The sequence below is a fragment of the Sphingobium sp. TB-6 genome (assembly GCF_012927365.1).
Lineage (GTDB): Bacteria > Pseudomonadota > Alphaproteobacteria > Sphingomonadales > Sphingomonadaceae > Sphingobium.
The window spans coordinates 61129-84859 of sequence record NZ_JABBGL010000003.1 but is presented as its reverse complement, the minus strand read 5'-3'; the positions used below and the strand labels follow the sequence as shown (position 1 = coordinate 84859).

Below are 23731 nucleotides of genomic sequence, written 5' to 3'. Positions count from 1 at the left end.
CGTTGCGCAGGCCCACTTCCCAATAGCTGTCAGGCTGGCCCCTTGGCCTTCATCATGGCACGGAAATTATCCATCCTCGTCGCGGCAAGATATTCGGCCTGCATCTCCTGCGTCAGCAGTTCGACCATCTGGCGGCCCTCGATCCACAATTCGATGACGCCGAAGCCGCCGCCCCGCTTGCGATATTTGGCGGGCCAGCCTTCGCGGGATGCGATCGCCATCACCTCCGCCTCGCTGAGCGGCGTGGCGATGGCGGCATGGGTGGCGGTGTAGCCGGTCTGCTCCGTCCGCTCGCCAAAGCTGTCGGCATCACCCTCCGCCTCGCGCAGCACCGTGCCCAGCGGATAGATTTCTATCGCCGTGCCGCGATCGTCTCCGGCCACGGCGATCCAGCTTCCCGGTGTGACCGGCGGAAAGGGAAAGGCCTCCCCGCGCCAGAATTCAGCGATGATCTGCGCCACATGGCGCGGGTCATGAGCGGCGATCGACAGATGGAACAGCATGATGCGACTCCTCTCCCCCACAGGATGGATACAGGGACGACCATGGCATAAAGAGGCCGCGCCGGATTGGAGATTTCGGACCGGGCCTGCCGCGAGGGCGGACCCGGCCGGAACCATCAGGCCTTGGTGCATTCCCCGGCGCGCTTGCCGGTGACGTCATGGGTGGTGCGCAGGACGGGGCTCCCGCCCTCCGTCTTGGTCATGGTGCTGCCCAGGGTCAGCGTGTCGGCGGTGAAATTGCCCTCCAGCACGATTTCGGAAGTGCCCTTGCCCGAGGTGCAGGCGAGCGTCGCGATCAACCGGCCCTTGCGGACCAGCTTGTCCTTGTAGGTGCAGTTCTTGCCTTCCGCCCCCGCGAGCGCATTGGCGTCGGGCACGCCCGCCGCATCGACGGCGATGCAGGCCTTGTCCTCGCTGACTTGCTTCAGTGCGGCCTGATATTCGGCCGGGGTGACGGTGGGGGTGTTGTAGCCGGTGGTCTTGCGGGTCAGCGTCCATTCGCCCGCCTTCATGACGATCGGCGCTTCGGCGGCTTCGGGCGCGGGTTCCGGCTTGCTGCCACAAGCGGCCAAGCCAAGAGCGAGCGGCAACGCCGCCAACGCAACTTTCTGCATATCCTCTCCCCTGTTCTCGCTGGTTCACGCATTTTGCGAGCCGTCGGCCATTCCTGCCGACTTCAAAATGCTTTGGCGGAACGGCGTGAGGCTCGCGCCAAGTCGCGCAAAGCGCAAGAGGAATTTGCTGGAGCCTGTTTCCCGCATTTTGCGAGCCGTCGGCCATGCTGGCCGACTTCAAAATGCTCTATCGCTTCTTATAAGTGGGGGCGTGGAAGTCGGGCGGCTTGGTGGCGACCCAGGCAAGAAAGCGGGCCAGTTCGGGATGGGCGCGCAAGGCGGCGGCATCGCCATAGGCGCGCGCGAGCTCCGCATTGCCGAGGTGCGCGTGGATGGCGCGATGGCAGATCGGGTGGACGGGCGCCATGTCCCGCCCGCCTTTGCTTTTGGGCACCGGATGATGCCATTCGACGCGGTGGCCCAGCGCGCGGCCGCAAAGCCAGCAAGCCGGGCTTTCGCTCATTTCGCCGCGCAGGTCGTGCTGATCCACTTGCCGGACGTCTTGGCCTTCATGCTCATGTTCATGCCGTTGGGCGCGCCGGTCATCTTCATGTCCATATGCATTTCATAGCTTTCGGGCGCATAATCGCCGGACATGACGGCGTTCATCGTGCCGCCCTGCGACTTGCAGCTTATCTCACCCTTCACCGATCCGCCGCTGGCGTCGAAGCCCTTATAGGTGCAGTCCTTATTCTCCTGGCCGGAGAACATCTTGCCGCTGGGATTGGCCGCCTCTTCGGGCGAGACGCAATATTTGATCGAGGTGCGGCTCATCATCTTCTTCATCTGCTCTTTCATCTGAGCGCCGCCACCGGGCATGTTCGGCATGTCGATATCTTCCAGCTCATAGGTGCCCTCCCACTGACCAGGCTTGAGCTGGACCTTCTGAACCTCCTGGCGGACCTCTTCCTTGGTCTGCGGCTGGCCGGACGGTTTTTCGCCGCAGCCCGCCAGCAAAGCCGTTGCTCCCATCAGGCCCAGAACCGTTTTGCGCATGGATAATCCTCCCTGTTGCACCCCGCTTGGGGCGGGACCATATCAAGGCGCGATGACAATTCAAATCCGCACCACGCTGGACGAGCCGGAGACCGGCGAAGGCTTCGTCCCCCACCGCCCCGCGCGTCCGGAAAAGAGCGAGGGTGGGCGGCCGTTCAAGCTGGTTTCCGATTATGAACCGTCGGGCGACCAGCCGACCGCCATTGCCGAACTGGTGGAAACCGCGCTGGCGGGCGAGAAGGATCAGGTGCTGCTGGGCGTCACCGGCTCCGGCAAGACCTTCACCATGGCGAAGGTGATCGAGGCGTTGCAGCGGCCCGCTCTGGTGCTGGCGCCGAACAAGATTCTCGCCGCGCAGCTTTATGGGGAGTTCAAAAGTTTCTTCCCCGAAAATGCGGTCGAATATTTCGTCAGCTATTATGATTATTACCAGCCCGAGGCCTATGTGGCGCGGTCGGACACCTATATCGAGAAGGAAAGCTCGGTCAACGAGGCGATCGACCGGATGCGCCATTCGGCCACCCGCGCCCTGATGGAGCGGGACGATGTGCTGATCGTGGCGTCGGTGTCCTGTCTTTACGGCATCGGATCGGTCGAAACCTATTCGGCCATGACCTTCGGACTAAAGAAGGGCGGGATCGAGGACCAGCGCGAGATCATCCGCAAGCTGGTGGCGCTCCAGTACAAGCGCAACGACGCGGCCTTTGCCCGCGGCAATTTCCGGGTGAAGGGGGACAATCTGGAGATTTTCCCCTCGCACTATGAGGATACGGCGTGGCGAGTCAGCTTCTTCGGCAATGAGATTGAGGAGATTGTCGAGTTCGATCCGCTGACGGGCAAGAAGATCGCGTCGCTGGACTATGTGAAGGTCTTTCCCAATTCGCACCACGTCACGCCGGGGCCGACGCTTAAGCAGGCGATGGAGGCGATCCGCTTCGAACTGGCGGAGCGGCTGAAGGAGCTGACCAGCGAGGGCAAGCTGCTGGAGGCGCAGCGGCTGGAGCAGCGGACCAATTTCGATCTGGAGATGATCGCGGCGACCGGCTCCTGCGCGGGGATCGAAAATTATTCGCGCTTCCTCACCGGCCGCCTGCCGGGCGAGCCGCCGCCGACCTTGTTCGAATATCTGCCGGAAAACGCGCTGCTGTTCGTGGATGAGAGCCACCAGACCGTGCCGCAGATCGGCGCGATGGCGCGGGGCGACCATCGGCGCAAGATCACGCTCGCCGAATATGGCTTCCGCCTGCCGAGCTGCATCGACAACCGGCCTTTGCGCTTCAACGAATGGGACGCGATGCGGCCGCAGACGGTCAGCGTGTCCGCGACGCCGGGGCCGTGGGAGATGAACCAGACCGGGGGCACCTTTTCCGAACAAGTCATTCGCCCGACCGGGCTCATCGATCCGCCGGTCGAGATCAAGCCGGTGGAGGATCAGGTGGACGACCTGATCAACGAATGCCGCAAGGTCGCGGCGCAGGGATACCGCACGCTGGTCACGACGCTGACCAAGCGGATGGCGGAGGACCTGACCGAGTTCATGCATGAAGCGGGAATCAAGGTCCGCTACATGCATTCGGATGTCGAGACGCTGGAGCGCATCGAGCTGATCCGGGATTTGCGGCTGGGCGTCTATGACGTGCTGATCGGCATCAACCTGCTGCGCGAGGGGCTGGATATTCCCGAATGCGGGCTGGTGGCGATATTGGACGCGGACAAGGAGGGCTTTTTGCGCTCCGAAACCTCGCTGATCCAGACCATCGGGCGTGCGGCGCGTAACGTCGAGGGACGGGTGATCCTCTATGCCGATCGGATCACCGGCAGCATGGAACGAGCGCTGGGCGAAACCTCGCGGCGGCGCGAGAAGCAGATGGAATATAATGCCGAACATGGCATCACGCCGACCACGATCAAGCGCAATATCAGCGATATCATCGCCCATGTCGCGTCGAAGGATCAGGTCACGGTGGAGACGGGGCTGGACGACCGGCCGCACTTGGTCGGCCACAACCTCCGCGCCTATATCGAGGATCTCGAAAAGAAGATGCGCGCCGCCGCGGCGGATCTGGAATTCGAGGAAGCCGGCCGTATCCGCGACGAAATCCGCAAGCTGGAGGCGGAGGAACTGGGCCTGCCCGCCGAGCAGCAGGTGGCCGCGCCGAGGGGCCGCGCGACCGAAGGAAAACCGGGGACGCGGAAATTACGCTACGGGAAGGTGCAGAAGAAGTTTGGGCGGTAAAGGCCATAGGAGCCCCCGCACGCGAGTAACATGACTGGGATGGGTGGAAGGCGGACTGGCGGCTTACATGCTGGAAAGTAGAGAAAGCTGACGCTAGAATACGGCCATGGATTTCTCCGGCTTCCTGCTGACTCCGCTCGCTGCGGTCGTTACGGCCGTGTGGATTGTTGGCGCAAGCATCCTGTCAAAACCCAGCCCCGGCTTCCGCTCACCGTTTTTGCTCTCCTACGTATTGGGCGTGATCTTCATGCAGCCATGGAGAATGTCGGCGTGGGAGCATCTAGGCATGTTCGCTGTTATGCTTGTCATGCTCGCACTCTGGGTTGCAATAGGCTGTCTTGTCGGCGGATTACCTGCCGTCCTGGCCGTTTTAGTCGCTGAAAAACTCCGGCGTCGATTTACTAGCCGATAGGCCGCTTTCGGGCGGCGCAGCGTAAGAAGCGAATGGCCATGAATGGTCGTTTTCAGACCCTCCTTCCCATCATCCGATCCTGAACGTGGAGAACTGGCTAAGGATCATGCGTTGCCCAATGGCTACAGAACCCTCAAAAAACATCCTATTTCTCCAACGGGGCAGGATTGCACCTGTCCTATTCCGCGCCACCGGGTCTATCCCGCATCCCTCTTTGAAACGTCCGACAAATCGCGTCACCACGCATACGCGCGCGCAGGCACGCGCGCGCGTACACTGTGAACTTCGGCGTGAAATGGTCGCTTGCCGACAGGCCGTTTCCCGCCTCCTTCGAAGCGCCCCCCCCTTCAATGCGTGCGGCTGGTGACGTTCGCGGTGCCGTCGCTCTGAATTTCGATCAGATGGGCGGTGCCGTTATCACACTCCGCTTTCCAGCCCATGACTCCATGCCGCACTTCGGTTCGTTCCGACCGGGCGACTGTCGAGCAAGCCGCGCCGGACGCCCGCACGGCCCTCTCCAGTACGCCATTGCGTTGCGTTTCATCCAGCTTGGCGACCTCAGCCGCTGCGCCGGTTTCGGGGGCTGCGCGCTGGTCGACGGCAGTGATCTGGTCGCCGCTCTCGCCGCAAGCCGTCAGGGCAAATATCCCGGCCAGCACTATCCAATTGCGCATGTTCATCCTTTCGCTGGGGGAGCAAATGCATCCGTCGCCCGGATGAGCGCGTCCAATATGCCGGGTTCGTTGAACGCATGACCCGCGCCTTCGATCATCTCGAATGTCGCCTGCGGCCATGCCCGGTGCAGCGCCCAGGCGGTTTCGGCGGGGCAAGCCATGTCGTAGCGGCCCTGTACGATCACGCCAGGAATGCCCGCCAGTTTCGCCGCGTCGCGAATAAGCTGGCCTTCCTCCAGCCAGCCGCCATGGACGAAATAATGATTTTCGATTCTTGCGAAGGCGAGTGCGAAGTCATCGGCTTCATGGGTGGCGGAGAGCGCGTCATCCGGCAGCAGACGGATGGTTTCGCCTTCCCAGACGCTCCACGCCTTGGCTGCGGCGATCTGCTTGGCGCGGTCGTCGCCGGTCAGGATGCGACGATAGGCATGGAGCAGGTCGCCGCGCTCCGCCGCCGGGATGGGTGCGACGAAGCGTTCCCATTTGTCGGGATAGATGCGGCTGGCGCCCTGCTGATAATACCAGTCGATCTCCTGGCGACGGATGGTGAAGATGCCGCGCAACACCAGTTCGGTCACGCGTTCGGGGTGCGTCTGGGCATAGGCCAGCGCCAGCGTGGAACCCCAGCTTCCGCCGAAGACCAGCCATTGGTCGATGCCCATCATCTCCCGCAGGCGTTCGATGTCCGCGACGAGGTGCCAGCTGGTGTTCGCCTCCAGCGCCGCATGGGGCGTCGAACGACCACAACCGCGCTGGTCGAAGAGGAGGACGTCGTAGCTTCGCGGATCGAACAGGCGGCGATGGTCGGGCGAAATGCCGCCGCCAGGGCCGCCATGCAGGAAGACGGCAGGCTTGGCGCCGGGCGTTCCGGCGCGTTCCCAATAGATGCGATGGCCGTCCCCCACGTCGAGATGGCCGGAGGCGAAGGGTTCGATCGGCGGGTAGAGCGTGCGCATGGGTCAAGGTGTAGAAACTCTGGCGGGCAATGCAATCGACAGACGCGCGGTTCGCTTCGACAAGTGACGCTTGAGCGCGCGCGAACCCAGGTGCATCTTCCGCCACGATCCAGACAGGAGGAATTCCGATGCGTTCCACCCTTGCCCTTTTCTGCGCCAGCCTGGCCCTTGCCACGCCGCTCGCCGCCCCACTTGCCGCCATGGCCAAGGCGCCCGATTATGCCGCAGCGATTGCCGACCCCAAACGTCCGGCGGATGCCAAGGCGCTGGATGAAGGGCGCAAGCCGGCCGAAACGCTCGCCTTTCTGGGACTGAAGCCTGGCATGAAGGCGGCCGATATCGTCACCGGATCTGGCTATTGGGCGGAGATCATGGCCGATGTGGTGGGGCGCAAGGGCAAGGTGACGGGCTTTGAACCCAGCCAGTTCACAACCAAGCCCGAGAGCCAGCAGAAATGGCAGGCCCTGCAGGCGCGACGACCCGAAGTGAAATGGGTCAGCTATCCGTTCGAGGGTTTTGGCGCCCCCGCGAACAGCTTCGACTTCACCATCCTCAACCTCAATTATCACGACCTCTATTGGCAATCGGAGAAGATGGGCATTCCCTTCACCGATCCGGCGGCCTTCGTGAAGGCGCTCTACGCCGCGACAAAGCCGAGCGGGATCGTCGGCGTGATCGACCATGCGGGGCCGGCGGGCGGCACGCGGGCGATCGTCGACAAGCTGCACCGGATTGATCCGGCCGTGGTCAAGGCGGACTTCGCCAAGGCTGGGTTCGTGCTGGAGGCGGAAAGCCCGCTGCTCGCCAATCCGCAGGACGACCATAGCAAAAATGTGTTCGACCCCGCCATTCGCGGCAAGACGGACCGCTTCCTGTTCCGCTTCCGCAAACCGAAATAAGGGCTTTTGACCGCAAGAGGCGGGATGACAGGGCGGTGCGGCGGCGTCAGTCTGGCGGGCATGGACCTGTCCGATCTCGACCGTCACGGCGCCGCGCGCCTGCCCGCCCTGCTCTCCCCCGATCAATGCGCGGAGATGATCGCGCTGTGGGAGCAACCGCACCTCTTCCGCAAGGAAGTGGTGATGGCGCGACATGGCTATGGCAGCGGGCGCTATCGCTATTTCGACTATCCGCTGCCCGCGCCCGTCGCGGCGTTGCGGGACGCGCTCTATCCGGCGCTGGCGGATGTCGCCAATCGCTGGGCGGCGATGCTGGGGAGCGGCGACATCTATCCCACGCGCCATGCCGATTTTCTGAAGGCGGGCGCGCTCACCGGACAGGACAAAGCGACGCCGCTGCTGCTGCGCTATGAGGCGGGGGACTGGAACGCGCTGCATCAGGATGTCTATGGCCCGCATGTCTTTCCGCTGCAGACGGCGATCCTGTTGTCGGAGCCGGAACGCGACTTTACCGGCGGCGCTTTCGTTCTGACCGAGCAGCGACCCCGCATGCAGTCGCGGCCCGAGGTGGTTCCGCTGGCCCAGGGTGACGCGGTGGTCTTCCCGGTTCGGGAGCGGCCGGTGATCGGTGCGAGAGGCGTGCATCGAGTGCAGATGCGCCATGGCGTCAGCCGGTTGCTGTCCGGAGCGCGTTACACATTAGGGATCATTTTTCATGACGCGGCATGATGCCGGATTACATTTTGCGACAAATCTTTATGGGCATTGCCAGAATTTTGCGACAACTCCCCCCTAAAGGGGAGGCTTCAGGATCTTGAATTTCAGGGGTGACAAGTGCGCCGTTCCTTCGCCTATCTTATATTTCCGTTGATGATGAGTGCAGCGCCCGGTGCGCTGATGGCGCAGACTGAGGAGCCCAGAGGGCCAGCCGGGCAGATCGACGAGAGCGAGGAAATCATCGTCACCGGCCAGCCCGAGCGAGGCGCGGTAGTCGGCACCATCAAGCCGGAGCAGCAGCTTTCGCCCGCCGATGTGCGGGCACTGGGCGTCACCTCCATATCCGAGATGATCACCGAACTGGCGCCGCAGACCAATGGCAGCCCGGTGATCCTGCTCAACGGCAAGCGGATTTCGAGCTTCTCGGAGATTCAGGACATCCCCTCCGAAGCGGTGGCGCGGGTCGACATCCTGCCGGAGCAGGTCGCGCTGAACTATGGTTATGCGCCGACGCAGAAGGTCGTGAACATCGTGCTGCGCCAGCGTTTCCGCGCCGAGACGATGGACCTGCGCGCAGGTACGACCACGCAGGGCGGGCGCGACAATGGCTCGGCGGAAGGCGGGCTGCTGCGTATCCGGGGCGACAATCGCTTCACCCTCGACATGCAGTACAAGACCGCCGCATCGCTGCTGGAAAGCGAGCGCGGCGTGGTGCCGACCGTGCAGGGCGAACGGGCCAACCAACAGTCGGGCCTCGACGCCTTCCTGGTGGGGGAAAACGGCATGACCGGCGGCGAGCTGGCGCATCATCGCACGCTCAGCCCGGCGACCGAGAGCTTTGCTACCAATGCCACCCTGGCCCGCGCACTGGGCAAGATATCGATGACGATCAACGGGCGGCTGGAGCTGTCGGACAATGACAGCCTGCAAGGATTCCAGGCGGCGGCGTTCGACCTGCCGGCCGGCAACCCCTTCTCGCCCTTCGCCACGCCGACGAGCTTCTATCGCTATCTGCGTCAGGCGGGCGAGCTGGGGCAACAGATCAAGGGCACGACCGGCCATGTCGGCGTGACGCTGAGCGGGCTGCTGGGCGGGGGCTGGCAATGGTCTTTCACCGGCAATGGCGATTATTCCAACACCCGCACCACGACCGATCGCGGCGTCGATACTGGCGCGATCCAGAGCGCGATCAATGCAGGCGCCGATCCCTTCGGTGGCTTTTCGGCGGATCTTCTCTCGACGCGGGCGATCGACCGGGCGAAAGCTGAGTCCAAAGCGGTGACCGGCGACCTGCTGCTGTCCGGTCCGCTGTTCGACCTGCCCGCCGGGGCGGTCACGACATCGGTGCGCGTGGGTGGATCGGCCAATGGCTTCGATAGCCGGTCGATCCGCTCGGGCGTCGAGCGCAATAGCAGCTACAACCGGGAAATCGGCAGCGGGCAGATCAGCCTGGACCTGCCGATCACCAGCCGGTCGAAGGGCGTGCTGGGCGCAGTGGGCGACATCGGCGTCAATGTGAACGCGGCGGCGCAGCATTATTCCGACTTCGGCACGCTTTCGACCTTGGGTTACGGCATGCGTTGGCGGCCGGTGCCCGCCGTGCAGTTGCTGATGTCCGCCAATCAGGACCGCGCTGCGCCTACGGGCACGCAGATCACCGATCCGGAAATCCGCACGCCCAATGTGTCAGTGTTCGATTATGCAACTGGACAGACGGTATTCATCACGCAGGTCAGCCGCGGTAACCCCAATCTCAAGGAAAGCGTACGCGACCAGTTCCGGCTGAGTGCGAATATCAAACCATTCGAAAAGCCCAATCTGACGCTGACGGCAACCTATACCAACAGCCGGACGACCAATCCGATTTCGGCCTTTCCGACGCCGTCACCAGCAATCGAGGAGGCCTTTCCTGACCAGTTCGTTCGCAACGGCGGTGTGTTGACGGAGATCAGAGCTTTTCCCATCAACTATCTGCGGTCGCAGAGCGAGCAGTTGCGCTGGGGCTTCGACCTCAGCATTCCGCTGAAATCGCACATCCAGAAGGTGATCGAGGCCTGGCGCGCAGCAGGCGCGAAGCCCGAGGAACGGCCCAAGGAATTGCAGGATCTGCGTAGCCTGTTCGGCAATCGCGGCCCCGGTGGTGGTCAAGCTGGTCAGCCGCCGCAGGGGCAGGAAGGCGGCGACCGGCCACGCGGCGAAGGAGATCAGAGCGGCCGCGGTGGCCAAGGGGGTGGCGGCCAGCGCGGTCCGGGCGGTGGCTTCGGTGGGCCGGGCGGCTTCGGCGGCGGCGGGCGCGGCGGCGGCGGCGGTCGGCTGAGCTTCAGCCTCTATCACACCTGGCATTTCACCGAGAGCATCCTGATCGCGCCCGGCGTGCCGGAGCTGGACCTGCTGAACGGCGACGCCACCGGATCGTCGGGCGGGCAGCCGCGGCATGAACTCAATGCGCGGGTCGGCTATACCAATAATGGCCTGGGCGCGCGATTGAGCGTCGATTGGGAAAGCGGCACCCATGTCGACGGCGCCCTGAGCGGAACGACGAGCGGGGCGTCACGGCTGGACTTCGGCAGTCTGGCGACGGTGGATTTGCGGCTGTTCGCCAATCTGGGGCAGATGCCTTCATTGGTGAAGGCGCACCCCTTTCTGCGGGGCGCGCGGGTGTCCATCGGCATCGACAATCTGTTCAACCAGCGGCGCAGCGTGACCGATGCGACCGGGATGACGCCGGTGCGCTATCAGCCCGGCTATCTCGATCCGATCGGGCGAGCAGTGACGATCAGCTTCCGCAAGCTGTTCTTCTGACGGATTTAAGACGCCCATGCCCGGTCCGTTATGATCGTCAGGACAGATCGGGAAGGGTTCGCCGCATGAAGCCGCCCCGTCATCAAGCTGATCAAGGATGTGGCAGGCGGAACGGTGCAAAGGGAACCGGCCGCACCGGCGGCCTGAATCGCGCCGAGGGGTTTGGAGAGGGAAAGGCCGCCTCAGCCCCGCATGACTTCCAAGGCCTGGCCCACAGCCAAAATCCCTTCCGGCGCGGCGGCAAAGCCCATATGCGTGCAATCCACCTCAATCGCCCGGTCGCGCTCCCCGGCGCGCCCTTTGGCGCATTCAGGCAAAATCACGCCATCGCGCTGCGACCACAAAGCCACGGTCGGCACCGGCGGCTTGACCTCGCGATTGCAGGCAAAGGGCGGCTGATCCACCGGAAAGCCTGACACCAACTGATAGAGACGCCAGGCATGATTGGCGCGCGGGTCGCCGGAAAAGGGCGTGCCCATCGTCACCACCCCGCCGACCTTGGCGGTGGCGAATTTCGCATATTCCCGCGCAAACAGCCCGCCCAGGCTCCAGCCCACCAGCGTCACCCGGGCGCCTGTCTTCCGCCTGATGGCGTCCACCCGCCGGTCGATCTGCTCCAGACTGTCAGGTTTCGGTCCGAAATTGCGGCCCATGCCCCAGCCATGCGCCTCATAACCCGCCGCATTCAGCACGGCGCGCAACGGCTCCATCCGCTGTTCGCCCGCCATCAGTCCGGGGATCAGCAGAACCTGCCGCCCGTCGCCGCGGATCGCCCGCGCCAGGCTGGAGGCCTGCGCCCGCGTCCGCGCCAGATCGAGAGGCACTGACGCATTGCCCAACAGATGCTGGAGCGATGGCCGTTCAGCCGCGCGCGGACCGCTAGCCAGGCGGCCTCTCCAGAAGGTGGCAATGACGTCGGCATAAGGCGGCACGAAAATGTCTTTCCTTTTTCCAAAAGGAAAAATGACATTCTCATGACAATAGCTCCCGAGTCCATGGGAATTCATCCACCAGGACAAACGGTCCGTCGTTTGTGACAGCGGCTTTGAGCGGGGTCAGGGCGCCAATGGAGACGTTTGCGCCACAGGCACGCCATCGGCCGCCCGCAACTGGCGCGGCTCCAGGATCGCGGCCGTCTCGATCAGGTCGAGCGCCCGCCGCGCCTCCAGATAGCGGCGCGCAAATTGCATCCAGCGGTCCGCCGCAGCCCGTCCCGGCATTTGTTCCACCTCCGCCAGCGCCGCGCCGACCCGCGACCCGTCCAGATAGCGGATCGCCCGGTCCAGCGCCGCCTGCGGCCGGGGAGAGGGGGTGGACGCCTTGTGAATGGTGATGATCTCGCGAGCCTCATGCTCCAGCGCTTCCCACCAGCTTGCATTGGCGGACGGCACCGTCACCTGATCAGCCACCGCCGTCAGCCCGGCGCGCAGATCGGCCAGGGTCACCGGCTCCCGCGCCGCGTTGATGATGGTCGCGACGGCGCGTGGCTGCGCCTGCCCGAAGCGCAGCCGCAACTGCCCTTCAATATAGCCGAGCGGCGTCCCGCTATCGAGCGCCCGCCGCGCCGCGAAGGCGACCAACAGGCCTTCCGCGCGCGCCGCATTGCCCGAAGCCGCCTGCGCCTCCACGGCGATGCGGTTGAGCCGCTCTTCCAGTTGGACCACCCGCGCATCCAGCATTTGCCCGGCATCGGCGGACAGCGGACGCATCGGCACGCCCGATCCCGCAGCGTTGAGCAGCGGATCGCTCAGCGCCGCCTGCCGCTGCGGCGCGTACCATCGCTGGATTTTCGGCAGGGCCAGAACGGTCAGCACCACCCCGACGGCAAAGGCGAGCAAGACCAGCAGCACCAGCATCCAGAGCCCACGCCGCCGTGCGGGGAGCGGCGTTGCCACGCCGTCCGCCGCGCCGCCCACCGTGCCGCCGCCCACCGTGCCGTCCGTGTCGCTCATCAAGGGTCTGTCTTCCATATGAGGCGAATCATTCGCATAATCGGACGGCAAGGGCCAGCATCCTCTCATCATCGGGCTTATCGGGCGCCTGGGCGCTGGCCCAGCCGTCGCCGCAGGCCGTCAGCGCGGCCGGGCCGATCGCGATCAGGTGCAGGGCGGCGCGCTGCTCCGGATCCACAAGCTGCGCCAGCACTTCCCCGGCGCGTGGCGAATGGACCAACAGGATGCTGTCGGCCTCCAGCCGCTCCGCCAGCCGGTCATCCTCGATCCGCAGCATTTCATAAACCGCGATACGCTCGATCCGTAGCGCCCCTTCATCGATCGGCGCGATCGTCCGCCCGGCCAGATGCAGCACATGGCCATGCCCGTCCGCCGCGATCCGCCGCGCAATGGCGGTGCCATCGCCATCCCCGGCGGCGACCTGCGCAAAGCCCGCTTCCCCCAGCGCCTTCGCCGTCGCTTTTCCCACCGCATAAGCGGGCAGGTTGCGATAATCGGCCAGCCGTTCCCCCGCCAGCCGGGCTGCATTGGCGCTGGTCAACAACAGGGCGTCGAAGCGGCTTGCGGCAGGAGCCTCCCAATCCAGCGCCCGCGGCACGAACAGGGGAACAATCCGTGCCTCCAGCCCCAATTCCGCCGCCCGCTCGGCCGTCTTGCCGGCGCCCGGCTCGGGCCGCAGGATGATGAGCGGCCTCACGGCTCGAACAGCGCGCGCAACGCCGGACTCGCCTGCTCCAGCAAGCGGCACCCCATAGCTTCGGCAGCAGCGGCATCGCGCCGATCAATCCGCAGCGAATCCCCGACTGTTTCCTGCCCATCAGGGCTGATGATCTCGGCGCGCAGGTGAATCCGCCCATCCTCCAGCCGCCCCAGCGCCGCAATCGGGGAATGGCATGTGCCCCCCAAACCGACCAGCACAGCCCGCTCCGCCATCACGCAGTCGAACGTATCCGCATCGCTGATCGTCGCCAGCAATTCCAGCATGGCCGCATTGTCGCTCAACGTCTCGATCCCCACCGCCCCTTGCGACGGCGCAGGCAGCATGACGTCAATCGGGATCGTCACGCCCACATCGCTTTGGCCCAGCCGGTCCAGCCCCGCCGCCGCCAGCAAGGTCGCATGCGCTTCGCCCTTGGCCAGCTTGGCGAGCCGCGTCGCCACATTGCCGCGAAACAGCACGACCTCCGCATCGGGGCGAAGCCGCTTCACCTGTGCCGCCCGGCGCGGCGAACTGGTGCCGACCACCGGCTTTTCGGGAAGCGCCTCGAAACTCTCCGCGCCCACCAGCCGATCCCGTACATCGGCACGCGGCAGCATCGCCGCTATCCGAATCTCGGCCGGTCGCAGCGTCTCGACATCCTTCATCGAGTGCACGGCAAAATCGATCTCGCCCGCGATCAGCGCCCGATCCAGTTCCTTGGTCCACAATGCCTTGCCGCCGATCTCCGCCAAGGCCCGGTCCTGAATACGGTCCCCGCTGGTCTGCACCACGACGATTTCGACCGCACCTTCATCCCAACCGTGGCGTGCGCACAGCGCCGCCCTCGTCATATGCGCCTGCGCGAGCGCAAGCGGGGAACCACGGGTGCCAAGGCGGAGGGGGCGGGAAGGCTTTTGCATGATCCCGCTTGCTCTAATGGCCGCGGACATTAGATGGAAGCGGCAATGACGATCATCCTTGGCCTGGAATCAAGCTGCGACGAAACCGCAGCGGCGCTGGTGACGGCGGAGGGCAGGATTCTCGCCCACCGCCTCGCTACGCAGGAGGAGGCGCATCGCCCCTATGGCGGCGTTGTCCCCGAAATCGCCGCCCGCGCCCATGTCGAGGCGCTCGCGCCCCTGATCGAAGCGGCGCTCAAGGACGCGAACCTCACCCTGAACGATGTCGACGTGATCGCCGCGACAGCCGGTCCCGGCCTGATCGGCGGCGTGATGGTCGGCCTCGTCACCGGCAAGGCGCTCGCCCATGCGGCGAACAAGCCCCTGATCGCGGTCAATCACCTCGAAGGCCACGCCCTTTCGCCGCGCCTCGCGGACCCCAGCCTCCAATTCCCCTATCTGCTGCTGCTGGTGTCCGGCGGCCATTGCCAGCTCCTCCAGGTGCGCGGCCCCGGCGATTATGCTCGCCTCGCCACCACCATCGACGACGCCAGCGGCGAAGCCTTCGACAAGACGGCGAAACTGCTCGGTCTCGGTTATCCCGGCGGCCCGGCGGTCGAAAAGGCCGCTGCGCTGGGCAACCCCAAAGCCGTCCCGCTTCCACGCCCCCTCGTCGGCACGGCGGAACCGCATTTCTCCTTCGCGGGCCTGAAAAGCGCGGTCATGCGCGCCGCCCAATCCGGCCAATATTCGACGGAAGATATCGCCGCGAGCTTCCAGCAGGCGGTGATCGATTGCCTGATCGACCGCACCGAAAAGCAGCTTGCCGAGCGTCAGGGCATCACCGCTCTCGTCGTTGCGGGGGGCGTCGCCGCCAACCAGTCGATCCGCGCCGCTCTCGAAGCGCTCGCCGCCAAATATGACTTGCCGTTCGTCGCCCCGCCGCTCTGGCTCTGCACGGACAATGCCGCGATGATCGCCTGGGCGGGGGCGGAGCGCTATGCGGCAGGCCTGATCGACGATTTGACCGTCCCGGCCCGCCCGCGCTGGCCGCTCGACCCCAGCGCCGAAAAAGCGCGCGGCGCCGGGGTCAAAGCATGAAGGGTGTGAAAGCATGAAGGCCGGTGTTATCGGAGCAGGCGCATGGGGCACCGCGCTCGCCCAAACCCTGGCTACGGATGGCCGGCATGTCCGCCTCTGGGCGCTGGAACCCGAAGTGGTGGAGGCGGTCAACAAGGACCGGCAGAACCCGCTCTATCTGCCCAATATCCCGCTCAGCGCCTCGATCGAAGCCACTGGCGACTTGGGCGCCATGGCCGACCGGGACATGTTGCTGATCGTCAGCCCGGCCCAGCATCTGCGCGCTGTCGTGGCGCAGGCTCCCGCGGGCACCCCGCTCATCCTCTGCTCCAAGGGCATCGAGGCGGGCACCAGTCTGCTCATGTCCGAAGTCGCGCAACAAGCGCAGCCCACGTCCCCCGTCGCCGTCCTGTCCGGCCCGACTTTTGCCCATGAGGTGGCGAAGGGTCTTCCCACCGCGATCACGTTGGCCTGCGCCGACGCCGATCTCGCCGCGAAGATCGCTGCCCGCATCGCCCGCCCGGCCTTTCGCCCCTATCTCTCCGATGATGTGGTCGGCGCGGAGATCGGCGGCGCGGTAAAGAATGTTCTCGCCATCGCCTGCGGCGTCGCGGAGGGTGCAGGTCTGGGCCTCAACGCCCGCGCCTCCCTCATCAGCCGGGGTTTTGCCGAAATGACCCGCTTCGGCCTCGCGAGGGGCGCCCGCGCGGAGACCCTTGCGGGCCTCTCGGGCCTGGGCGATCTCGTCCTCACCTGCTCCTCGACCAACAGCCGCAACTTCTCGCTCGGCAAGGGCTTGGGCGAGGGCCAGTCAGCCAAGGATCTGCTCTCCAACCGCCGGACCGTAGCGGAAGGCGCGTTCACCGCCCCGGTCCTGCGCGAAGCAGCCCGCGCGGCAAAGGTCGAAATGCCGGTGGTCGAAGCCGTCTGCGCCCTGCTCGAAGACGCCGCGCCGCTGGCTCAAGTGATGGACGCGCTGCTCGCCCGTCCGTTGCGCGCCGAATAAAAACTCGCGCTCTTTCCAGATATTGCTACAGTCCGGCTCCACAAAATGACGCCACAGCATTGACGCCACAGGGGGACCATAGTTCGTTGCCGGTTGAAGGGGCCTCTCCCGCGCAGCAGGATGATATTGCCGCGCTCGCCAAGGGCGGACGGACCAATGTGTTCGGTTTCCTGCTCCGCCTCGCCGCGCGCTTGCCCTTCCTGTTCATCGCGGGCCGCTGGTATGGCGCCGATGCGCTGGGCCGCTTCGCCTATGCCGTGCTCGTGGTGGAGTTCGTCGCCCAGCTCGCGACCCTTGGCCTGAAACGCGGCCTGGCGGGAGCGCTGGCGCAAACCGAACGCCCGCACGGCCATGTCGTCACCGACGCGATGCTGGTGACGCTGATCGCGTCCCTTATCGGCAGCGCGCTCCTCGTCGCCTTTCCGCAAGCGATGTTCCCGAACAGCGGCATCAACGGTCTTGATCGCCTGCTCGCCCTGATCGTGATCGCGGTGGCCGGGTCCGACGTGGCGCTTGCCGCCTGCGCCTATCGCTTCGACATCGGCGCCACCGTCCGCGCGCGTTCTATCATCGAGCCCTGGGCGATCAGCATCGGCGCCTTCGCCTTCGCCTTTTATTCGACCCGCGACGGCCTGATCCTGTCCTATGTCGTCTCGATGATCGCCGCGATGGTCGCCTCGATCATTCCGATGACCCGCCATTACGGCATTCCCTATGGGTGGCGCCCGGATTTCGGCCGGCTCTGGCGGTTGGCGCGCCGCAACCTGCCCCTCGCGGCCGCCGACGGCGTCGAATGGGGTTCCCGCCGCCTCGACATGGCGATCCTCGGCCTGTTCGTAAGTCCTGCCGTGGTCGGCATCTATTATGTCGCTCAGCAGGTTGCCTCTCTGCCGCAAAAGCTGAAAACCAGCTTCGACCCGATCCTGGGGCCTGTCATCACCCGCAATCTGGCGGAGGGCAATCTCACCGCCATCGCCAAGCAGGTCAGCCAGGTCGGCTTCTGGATCATCGCCGCGCAGGCGGGCATTGCGCTGGCGCTGGGCATCCCCGGCGAAGCGGTCATGGGCCTTGTCGGCCCCCATTTCGTCGGCGGCACCGGCGCGCTCGCCTTCCTGCTGCTGGCCGAAGTCGTCGCCGCCACCGCCGTCGTCAGCGAATCCGCGTTGGTCTATATCGCCCGCCATCGCAATCTGATGATCTCGCTGCTGATGATCGGTTTGCAGGCTGCGCTCAGCTTCGCGCTGATCTTCCTGGCCCGCCGCCTCGGCTTCCAGGATATGGCCGTCGCCGCCGCGCCCGCCCTTGCGCTCAGCATAGCGCTCGGCGTCAGCGCTCTTGTCAAGGCTTGGCTGCTCTCCCGCTTGCTCGGCGCCAAGATCAATGCCTGGCGCTGGCCGCTGCTCAGCGCTTCCGGCGTCGCCTGCATCGTCGGCGCCGCCTTCGTCGCGCTGCCACCCCAGTTCGAATGGGTGGAACTGGTCTTCGGCGTCTTCACGATCCTTGGGGTGTACGGCTTCGTCATCTGGCGCTGGGGCTTCGGCCCTGACGATCGGGCGCTGTTCAGGAAGCAGAAGGCGGCTGCCTAAGCCCGCCCCGTTAAACTACAACTTAAAAAGGCCGGACTTCCGCCCGGCCCTCCCAACTCACCCCAGCGCCTTCGCCCGGATCGCCTGCAGATCCTCTTCGGGCCGCGCGCCCCAGTGCGAGATCACCTCGGCCGCCGCCGCCGCGCCCAGTTTCAGGCACTTGTCGACCTCCAGCCCCTCCAGATGACCGGCAAGGAAGCCCGCCGCGAACAGATCGCCCGCCCCGGTCGTGTCGATCACCTCGGCCACCGGCGCCGCAAAGGCTTCGTAGCGCATGCCGTCGACCACCGCGATCGCGCCCTTTTCGCTGCGCGTCGACACCAGCACCGGCACCTTGGCCGCGATGGCAGCCACCGCCTTCTCGAAATCGTCGACCTGCGCCAGCGACTGAATTTCCCCCTCATTGGAAAAGAGGATGTCGATCAGCCCCTGGTCGATCAGGTCGAGGAAGTCGGCCCGATGCCGGTCGATCACGAAATTGTCGGACAGGGTGAAGGCGACCTTCCGCCCCGCGCCCCGCGCCGCGTCGATCGCTGCGCGCATCGCCGCCCGCGGCTGCTCCGGATCCCAGAGATAGCCTTCCAGGTAGAGGATCGAAGCCGAACGGATCAGGTCGAGATCCAGCGCCGCCTCAGGCAGAAACTGCGACGCCCCCAAAAAGGTGTTCATCGTCCGCTGCGCGTCCGGCGTCACCAGGATCAGGCAGCGCGCCGTCGGCACATCGCCCTGCATCACCGGCGTGTCGTAGCGGATGCCGAGCGCCCGCACGTCATGCGCGAAGACCGCGCCCAACTGGTCCTCATTGACCTGCCCGATGAAGCCGCATTTCTTGCCCAGCGCCGCCAGCCCCGCCAGCGTGTTCGCCGCCGACCCGCCGCTGATCTCCTTGCCCGCGCCCATATCGGCATAAAGGCTCTCCGCGGTTTCCGCGTCGATAAGCTGCATGCCGCCCTTGGTCAGCGCATGTTCGGCCAGGAAAGCGTCATCGCTCCGGGCGAGCACGTCGACAATGGCGTTGCCGATTGCGACAACATCAAGCGTGGGGGCAGCAGCGGTCACGCAAAATCCTTCGTGAATGAGGGGGGAAAATCCCGCCGTCTCTACCTATCCTTGCGGCCCCGCGCAACGGACTGATTGACGGGCGGCAGAGGGCGCGGAATAGCTGCGTCATGGTCCTCGCCGCCGCCCTTCGCGCCTTCCCTTCGATCTTTCACGGCGCCGCGCTTCGGCTGCTGCTTAAGACGTTGCTGCTGACCCTGCTTGCCTTCGCGATCCTCGCCATCGCGCTGTGGAGCGGCATCCACGCCGCCCGCCTGCATTTCGGCTGGGACGGGGGCATGGGATGGGGCGGGCTGGCCGAAGCGACGGCCACCGCCCTTGCGATGATCGCAGCCGCCTGGCTGTTGTTCCGCGCCACCGCCATGGCGATCATGAACCTCTTTGCCGACGACATCATCGTCGCGGTGGAGCGCGACAGCTACCCGCAAGCCGCCGCCCGCGCCCGCCCGGTCGGCTGGGGGCGCAGCCTCCATTCCGCCCTGCGCTCCCTCCTGCGCACCATTGGCTGGAACCTTCTCGCGCTGCCCGCCTATGCGCTGCTGCTGGTGACGGGCGTCGGCACCATCGGCCTGTTCCTGATCCTCAACGCCACCCTGCTCGGCCGCGACCTGGCCGACATGGTCGAGCCGCGCCACCCCGACCTGCCGCCTATCCCGCGCGGCAGCCGGTGGCTGATGGGCCTCGTCTCGGCGCTTCTGTTCCTTGTGCCGATCCTCAACCTGCTTGCACCGATCTGGAGCGCGGCTATGGCAGTCCACATGCTGCACGGTGCCCGAAGGAAAATGCCATGAAACGCCCCCATCTGGCCCCTCGTTTGACGCTTGTGGCAGCCCTTTCATCGACCCTCACCGCTTGCGGAGGCGTCGTGCCGCCCCCCGCGACCCAGATCGCCCGGCCACCCGCCGGTCCCCCGGCCAGCGCCTTCACCCGCCCCGGCCCGCTGATTGGAACCGACGCCCGGCATCTGATCCAGATGTTTGGCCAGCCCCGGCTCGACATCCGCGAAAGCACCATGCGCAAGCTGCAATTCGCCAATGGCCGCTGCGTGCTCGACGCCTATCTCTACGTCCCGCCGCAGGGGAAGGAACCGCTCGTCACCCATGTCGATGCCCGCACGCCGACGGGCACGGACATCGATCCGGTGAGTTGTTCGGCGGCGCTCCAGGCGAAATAATGAGCGCGGCATGAAGCATGAGGTGTTCCTGCGAAGGCAGGGGCACATTTCCATCTGAACAGGAAGCCCTAGCCCAACCGCTCCAGCGCCCAACGCGCAGCCTCCGCCACCACCGGGTCTTCATCCCCGGTCAGCGGCCGCAACCGCTCAATCAGCCGCTTGTCGCCGCTGTTCCCCGCCGCGATGGCGGCGTTGCGCACCATCCGGTTCCGTCCGATCCGCTTGATTGGTGAACCGGAAAAAATCTCGCGAAAGCCCGCATCGTCCAGCGCCAGCAGATCGCCCAGTTCCGGCGCCGCCAGCTCCGCCCGCCCGATAAAAGCCCGGTTTGCCGCGGCGGCATCCGCGAACTTGTTCCACGGACACACCGCCAGACAATCGTCGCAGCCGTAAATGCGGTTGCCGATCGCCGCCCGGAACTCCTCCGGAATCGGCCCCTTATGCTCGATGGTGAGATAGGAAATGCACCGCCGCGCATCGACCACATAGGGCGCGGGAAAGGCAGCGGTCGGACAGGCGGCCTGACAGGCTGTACAACTGCCGCAATGGTCCGTCTCCGGCGCATCCGGGACCAGCGCAATCTCGCTGTAGATCGCCCCCAGGAACAGCCAACTGCCGTGCGCCTGGCTGACGAGGTTGCTGTGTTTCCCCTGCCAGCCCAGCCCCGCCGCCTGCGCCAGCGGCTTTTCCATCACCGGCGCGGTATCGACAAAGACCTTGAGCGCGCTCGGCTGCTGCTCGACCAGCCAGCGGGCGAGCGCCTTCAGCCCCTTCTTGACCACGTCATGATAGTCGCGCCCCTGCGCATAGACCGAAATCCGTCCCCGGTCCCCGACATCAGCCAGGGCCAGCGGATCGCGTCCCGGCGCATAACTCATCCCCAGCATGATGACGCTGCGCACTTCGGGCCACAGCCCTTGCGGCGATCCGCGCTGCCCCGCGCGCTCCTCCATCCACAGCATCCCGCCATGATGCCCGGCGTCCAGCCATTGGCGCAATCTCTTGGCCGAACGCGGCGCGGCATCGGCGGGCGCGATGGCGCAGGCGGCAAAGCCCAACCGCAACGCTTCGGCCTTAAGCCGTTCTTCCAATGTTTCGTTTTGCGTTGGCATGCGATGCGACTATCAGAGGCCGATGATCGGGGCTCCTCAACCGACCTATGCCGTTGAAGGCCATGGTCTTGTCAAGACATTCGGCAATTTCCGGGCGGTGGACGGCATCGACATCGCGGTGCCCGCCGGTTCGATCTACGGCATTCTTGGCCCCAATGGCGCGGGCAAGACGACGCTGCTCAGAACCCTGCTCGGCATCATCGACCCGGATGAAGGGGTGCGCAGCCTGTTGGGCGATCCCGTTCCGCTGCGTCAGGCCCGCAATGTCGGCTATCTGCCTGAAGAACGCGGCCTTTACCCCTCCATGAAGGCGTTCGAGGCAGTCGCCTTCATGGGTGCTCTGCGCGGCCTGCCGCTCAAGACCGGGCGGGAGCGCGCCCGCGCCATGCTGGCCGATTACGGCATGGGCGCCTCGACCGAAAAGCCGATCCGTCAGTTGTCGAAGGGCATGGCCCAGACCGTCCAACTTTTCGGCACGATCATCCACGAACCGCGCCTTATCGTGCTGGACGAGCCCTTTTCCGGCCTCGACGCCTTCAACCAGGGCAAGTTGGAGGTGCTGATCCGCGATCAGGCCCGGCGCGGCGTGACGGTGCTCTTTTCCACCCATGTCATCGCCCATGCCGAACGGCTGTGCGAGCGTGTCGCCATCGTCGCGGGCGGCCGCGTCCGCTTCGAAGGCACGGTGGACGATGCCCGCAACCGTCTCCGCCCGCAAGTCCGCCTCCGCACCCGCGCCAGCGACGGCGGCTGGCGCCGCGCCTTGCCCGCCGAAACCCTGGCGGAAGACGGGACATGGCATTTCGCCCTGCCGAAGGACGGCATCGAACCATTGCTCCGCGCCCTGCTCGACAGCAATGCCGGGATAGAAAGCCTGTCGATCGAGCGTCCCGGCCTGCACGACGCTTTCGTCGCCATCGCCGGTGAAGCGGCGGCGCGGCAAATGCAGGACGATCAGGCGCGGGAGGAAGCGGCATGACCGAAATGATGCGCGCCGCCTTCGTTATTGCCCGGCGGGATTTCACCGCCGTCGTGCTGTCCCGCACCTTCATCTTCTTCCTGCTCGGCCCGCTTTTCCCGATCGTCATCGGTATGGCGTTCGGCGGCTTGGGCGACCGGATTTCCACCACCGATCTCCGCCCGGTCGTGGGCATCGCCATGTCGCCCGCCGATACGGCGCGGATGCAGCGCGCCCATGCCCGGCTGGCCGAACGCATGGGGCCGCAAGCGCTGCCGGTGCTGCGCCGCGTGCCGCTGACGCCCGTTCCACGCGTTCAACTGGCGAAGGCGAATGCCGATGTCATGGTGATCGTGTCCGGTTCCCCCGCCCAGCCGGTGATGACCGGCCAACCACAGGATATTCAGCGTCTGGAGGGCGATATCAGCCTGCTCGCCAGCGCCGCGCTGGCCGAACAGTCGCTGCATATGGTGCATGTCGAGTCGCGGCAGGTCGCGACCAGCGTCGGCGCGCAGACCCAGGGCAGGTTGGTGATCGGACGGATCGCCCAGATCGTGATCTTCTTCCTGACGATCCTGCTCGCAGGCATGATCCTGTCCAATCTGGTCGAGGAAAAGACGAACAAGATCATCGAGATTCTGGCCGCCGCCGTGCCGGTCGACGCGATCTTCCTGGGCAAGTTGATGGCGATGCTGGCGATGAGCTTCGTCGGTATCCTGTTCTGGGGCGGCACCGCCTTCTGCGTGTTCCTGGCACTAAAGACGCCCGGCGTCAGCCTGCCCGTTCCCGCGATCGGCTGGCCGGTCTTCCTGATGCTCGCCGTCATCTATTTCGCCATGGCCTATACGCTGCTGGGCTCGCTGTTCCTGGGGATCGGCGCGCAGGCGGCTACGGTACGCGAAGTGCAGACGCTCAACATGCCCGTGACCATGGGGCAGATGCTGATCTTCTTCTTCGCCACCTATGCGGTCGACAAGATGGGATCGCCGCCGGAGATCGCCGCCGTGATCCTGCCCTTCTCCTCCCCCTTCGCGATGATCGCGCGGGCGGCGCAGGTGGACGCGATCTGGCCCCATCTGCTCGCCATTGCCTGGCAGATGCTCTGGGTCGGCCTGATCATCCGCATCGGCGTCCTGCTGTTCCGCCGCCATGTGCTGAAATCGGGCGGGGGCTGGTGGAAACAGCTATTCAGAAGCGCGACAGGCTGAACCTGCTAGGCCGTAAACTCATGAATGGCGCGTTCGAGGTTTGAAGCAAAAAGGCCCAGCACAAGGAGAGAGGGCGCAGGAATATGTCGATATTTCAAGCCCTCTCGACGCCGGGATGGGCCTTTTTGGTCAAATCCGCAGGACGCCAAAATGGCTTCCATCTCGAACCGAAATGCGCTTGCAAAGGT

General features: G+C 65.3%; 23 protein-coding genes. 11 read left to right on the top strand and 12 right to left on the bottom strand.

What is annotated here, in order from left to right:
• Positions 1 to 29: 29 nt before the first annotated feature.
• The 4 genes from HHL26_RS05690 to HHL26_RS05675 form a co-directional block, all read right to left on the bottom strand.
• Positions 30 to 503, bottom strand: coding sequence for a hypothetical protein (locus tag HHL26_RS05690; protein ID WP_066560147.1), 474 nt, complete (start codon positions 501 to 503; stop codon positions 30 to 32).
• Between the two features lie 116 nt (positions 504 to 619).
• The gene (locus HHL26_RS05685) at positions 620 to 1117 is read right to left on the bottom strand and encodes a DUF3617 domain-containing protein (protein ID WP_066560150.1); all 498 of its coding nucleotides are present in this window, start codon (positions 1115 to 1117) and stop codon (positions 620 to 622) included.
• A 187-nt stretch (positions 1118 to 1304) separates the two neighbouring features.
• A complete protein-coding gene (locus HHL26_RS05680; protein WP_066561983.1) occupies positions 1305 to 1580 on the bottom strand; it encodes an HNH endonuclease in 276 nt (91 codons plus the stop codon).
• Positions 1577 to 2113 (bottom strand): DUF3617 domain-containing protein, encoded by a 537-nt coding sequence (locus HHL26_RS05675; protein ID WP_066560156.1) that lies wholly within the window; start codon positions 2111 to 2113, stop codon positions 1577 to 1579. The genes HHL26_RS05680 and HHL26_RS05675 overlap by 4 nt, the downstream gene beginning before the upstream one ends.
• A gap of 52 nt (positions 2114 to 2165) precedes the next feature.
• On the opposite strand from HHL26_RS05675, the gene uvrB reads away from it, so the two are divergent.
• Positions 2166 to 4349, top strand: a complete 2184-nt coding sequence (gene uvrB / locus HHL26_RS05670; RefSeq protein ID WP_066560159.1) for an excinuclease ABC subunit UvrB — start codon at positions 2166 to 2168, stop codon at positions 4347 to 4349.
• Positions 4350 to 5108: 759 nt separating this feature from the next.
• On the opposite strand, the gene HHL26_RS05665 is transcribed toward uvrB, so the two are convergent.
• Entirely contained in the window at positions 5109 to 5435 is a 327-nt protein-coding gene (locus HHL26_RS05665; protein WP_066561985.1) for a hypothetical protein, read from the bottom strand.
• A 2-nt stretch (positions 5436 to 5437) separates the two neighbouring features.
• Entirely contained in the window at positions 5438 to 6391 is a 954-nt protein-coding gene (pip, locus tag HHL26_RS05660) for a prolyl aminopeptidase (RefSeq protein ID WP_066560162.1), read from the bottom strand.
• Positions 6392 to 6519: 128 nt separating this feature from the next.
• Here pip and HHL26_RS05655 point away from each other — a divergent pair, with 128 nt between their 5' ends.
• From HHL26_RS05655 to HHL26_RS05645, 3 genes are all read left to right on the top strand, one after another.
• Complete coding sequence (locus HHL26_RS05655) at positions 6520 to 7290, top strand: methyltransferase domain-containing protein (protein ID WP_066560167.1); 771 nt, start codon at positions 6520 to 6522, stop codon at positions 7288 to 7290.
• A gap of 24 nt (positions 7291 to 7314) precedes the next feature.
• Complete coding sequence (locus HHL26_RS05650; protein ID WP_066560175.1) at positions 7315 to 8019, top strand: 2OG-Fe(II) oxygenase; 705 nt, start codon at positions 7315 to 7317, stop codon at positions 8017 to 8019.
• A gap of 105 nt (positions 8020 to 8124) precedes the next feature.
• Entirely contained in the window at positions 8125 to 10809 is a 2685-nt protein-coding gene (locus tag HHL26_RS05645; RefSeq protein ID WP_066560181.1) for a TonB-dependent receptor, read from the top strand.
• 182 nt (positions 10810 to 10991) lie between these two features.
• Here the strand turns inward: HHL26_RS05645 and HHL26_RS05640 are convergent, their stop codons facing one another.
• From HHL26_RS05640 to hemC, 4 genes are all read right to left on the bottom strand, one after another.
• A complete protein-coding gene (locus HHL26_RS05640; protein WP_066561987.1) occupies positions 10992 to 11741 on the bottom strand; it encodes an alpha/beta fold hydrolase in 750 nt (249 codons plus the stop codon).
• Between the two features lie 123 nt (positions 11742 to 11864).
• The gene (locus HHL26_RS05635; RefSeq protein WP_066560182.1) at positions 11865 to 12779 is read right to left on the bottom strand and encodes a hypothetical protein; all 915 of its coding nucleotides are present in this window, start codon (positions 12777 to 12779) and stop codon (positions 11865 to 11867) included.
• Positions 12780 to 12789: 10 nt separating this feature from the next.
• Positions 12790 to 13458, bottom strand: a complete 669-nt coding sequence (locus tag HHL26_RS05630; protein WP_066560183.1) for a uroporphyrinogen-III synthase — start codon at positions 13456 to 13458, stop codon at positions 12790 to 12792.
• Positions 13455 to 14381, bottom strand: a complete 927-nt coding sequence (gene hemC, locus HHL26_RS05625; RefSeq protein WP_066560186.1) for a hydroxymethylbilane synthase — start codon at positions 14379 to 14381, stop codon at positions 13455 to 13457. Before hemC ends, HHL26_RS05630 begins: the two co-directional genes overlap by 4 nt.
• A 45-nt stretch (positions 14382 to 14426) precedes the next feature.
• Between hemC and tsaD the strand changes: the two genes are divergently transcribed.
• The 3 genes from tsaD to HHL26_RS05610 all read left to right on the top strand — a co-directional run bounded on the left by tsaD (position 14427) and on the right by HHL26_RS05610 (position 18032).
• Positions 14427 to 15461 (top strand): tRNA (adenosine(37)-N6)-threonylcarbamoyltransferase complex transferase subunit TsaD, encoded by a 1035-nt coding sequence (tsaD, locus tag HHL26_RS05620; protein WP_066561989.1) that lies wholly within the window; start codon positions 14427 to 14429, stop codon positions 15459 to 15461.
• A gap of 13 nt (positions 15462 to 15474) precedes the next feature.
• Positions 15475 to 16446: an NAD(P)H-dependent glycerol-3-phosphate dehydrogenase gene (locus HHL26_RS05615; RefSeq protein ID WP_066560188.1), complete on the top strand. Its 972-nt coding sequence runs from the start codon at positions 15475 to 15477 to the stop codon at positions 16444 to 16446.
• 86 nt (positions 16447 to 16532) lie between these two features.
• Complete coding sequence (locus HHL26_RS05610; RefSeq protein WP_066560190.1) at positions 16533 to 18032, top strand: lipopolysaccharide biosynthesis protein; 1500 nt, start codon at positions 16533 to 16535, stop codon at positions 18030 to 18032.
• Positions 18033 to 18089: 57 nt separating this feature from the next.
• On the opposite strand, the gene HHL26_RS05605 is transcribed toward HHL26_RS05610, so the two are convergent.
• The gene (locus tag HHL26_RS05605; RefSeq protein ID WP_066560193.1) at positions 18090 to 19091 is read right to left on the bottom strand and encodes an adenosine kinase; all 1002 of its coding nucleotides are present in this window, start codon (positions 19089 to 19091) and stop codon (positions 18090 to 18092) included.
• A 110-nt stretch (positions 19092 to 19201) separates the two neighbouring features.
• Between HHL26_RS05605 and HHL26_RS05600 the strand changes: the two genes are divergently transcribed.
• The gene (locus tag HHL26_RS05600; RefSeq protein WP_066560195.1) at positions 19202 to 19882 is read left to right on the top strand and encodes an EI24 domain-containing protein; all 681 of its coding nucleotides are present in this window, start codon (positions 19202 to 19204) and stop codon (positions 19880 to 19882) included.
• Positions 19879 to 20265, top strand: a complete 387-nt coding sequence (locus tag HHL26_RS05595) for a hypothetical protein (RefSeq protein ID WP_066560197.1) — start codon at positions 19879 to 19881, stop codon at positions 20263 to 20265. The genes HHL26_RS05600 and HHL26_RS05595 overlap by 4 nt, the downstream gene beginning before the upstream one ends.
• Before the next feature lie 68 nt (positions 20266 to 20333).
• Here HHL26_RS05595 and queG read toward each other — a convergent pair whose 3' ends face one another.
• Positions 20334 to 21377: a tRNA epoxyqueuosine(34) reductase QueG gene (queG, locus tag HHL26_RS05590; protein ID WP_066560200.1), complete on the bottom strand. Its 1044-nt coding sequence runs from the start codon at positions 21375 to 21377 to the stop codon at positions 20334 to 20336.
• Positions 21378 to 21399: 22 nt separating this feature from the next.
• Between queG and HHL26_RS05585 the strand changes: the two genes are divergently transcribed.
• Entirely contained in the window at positions 21400 to 22356 is a 957-nt protein-coding gene (locus tag HHL26_RS05585; RefSeq protein ID WP_066561990.1) for an ATP-binding cassette domain-containing protein, read from the top strand.
• Positions 22353 to 23543, top strand: coding sequence for an ABC transporter permease (locus tag HHL26_RS05580; RefSeq protein WP_066560203.1), 1191 nt, complete (start codon positions 22353 to 22355; stop codon positions 23541 to 23543). The genes HHL26_RS05585 and HHL26_RS05580 overlap by 4 nt, the downstream gene beginning before the upstream one ends.
• The last annotated feature ends 188 nt before the right edge of the window (positions 23544 to 23731 follow it).

Coding starts and splice junctions, on each gene's coding strand:
- HHL26_RS05685 (WP_066560150.1), bottom strand. CDS start 1,117: ATGCAGAAAGTTGCGTTGGCGGCGTTGCCGCTCGCTCTTGGCTTGGCC.
- HHL26_RS05580 (WP_066560203.1), top strand. CDS start 22,353: ATGACCGAAATGATGCGCGCCGCCTTCGTTATTGCCCGGCGGGATTTC.
- HHL26_RS05595 (WP_066560197.1), top strand. CDS start 19,879: ATGAAACGCCCCCATCTGGCCCCTCGTTTGACGCTTGTGGCAGCCCTT.
- HHL26_RS05680 (WP_066561983.1), bottom strand. CDS start 1,580: ATGAGCGAAAGCCCGGCTTGCTGGCTTTGCGGCCGCGCGCTGGGCCAC.
- HHL26_RS05635 (WP_066560182.1), bottom strand. CDS start 12,779: ATGGAAGACAGACCCTTGATGAGCGACACGGACGGCACGGTGGGCGGC.
- HHL26_RS05585 (WP_066561990.1), top strand. CDS start 21,400: ATGATCGGGGCTCCTCAACCGACCTATGCCGTTGAAGGCCATGGTCTT.
- HHL26_RS05665 (WP_066561985.1), bottom strand. CDS start 5,435: ATGCGCAATTGGATAGTGCTGGCCGGGATATTTGCCCTGACGGCTTGC.
- queG (WP_066560200.1), bottom strand. CDS start 21,377: ATGCCAACGCAAAACGAAACATTGGAAGAACGGCTTAAGGCCGAAGCG.
- HHL26_RS05690 (WP_066560147.1), bottom strand. CDS start 503: ATGCTGTTCCATCTGTCGATCGCCGCTCATGACCCGCGCCATGTGGCG.
- pip (WP_066560162.1), bottom strand. CDS start 6,391: ATGCGCACGCTCTACCCGCCGATCGAACCCTTCGCCTCCGGCCATCTC.
- HHL26_RS05600 (WP_066560195.1), top strand. CDS start 19,202: ATGGTCCTCGCCGCCGCCCTTCGCGCCTTCCCTTCGATCTTTCACGGC.
- HHL26_RS05650 (WP_066560175.1), top strand. CDS start 7,315: ATGACAGGGCGGTGCGGCGGCGTCAGTCTGGCGGGCATGGACCTGTCC.
- HHL26_RS05675 (WP_066560156.1), bottom strand. CDS start 2,113: ATGCGCAAAACGGTTCTGGGCCTGATGGGAGCAACGGCTTTGCTGGCG.
- HHL26_RS05655 (WP_066560167.1), top strand. CDS start 6,520: ATGCGTTCCACCCTTGCCCTTTTCTGCGCCAGCCTGGCCCTTGCCACG.
- tsaD (WP_066561989.1), top strand. CDS start 14,427: ATGACGATCATCCTTGGCCTGGAATCAAGCTGCGACGAAACCGCAGCG.
- hemC (WP_066560186.1), bottom strand. CDS start 14,381: ATGCAAAAGCCTTCCCGCCCCCTCCGCCTTGGCACCCGTGGTTCCCCG.
- HHL26_RS05615 (WP_066560188.1), top strand. CDS start 15,475: ATGAAGGCCGGTGTTATCGGAGCAGGCGCATGGGGCACCGCGCTCGCC.
- uvrB (WP_066560159.1), top strand. CDS start 2,166: ATGACAATTCAAATCCGCACCACGCTGGACGAGCCGGAGACCGGCGAA.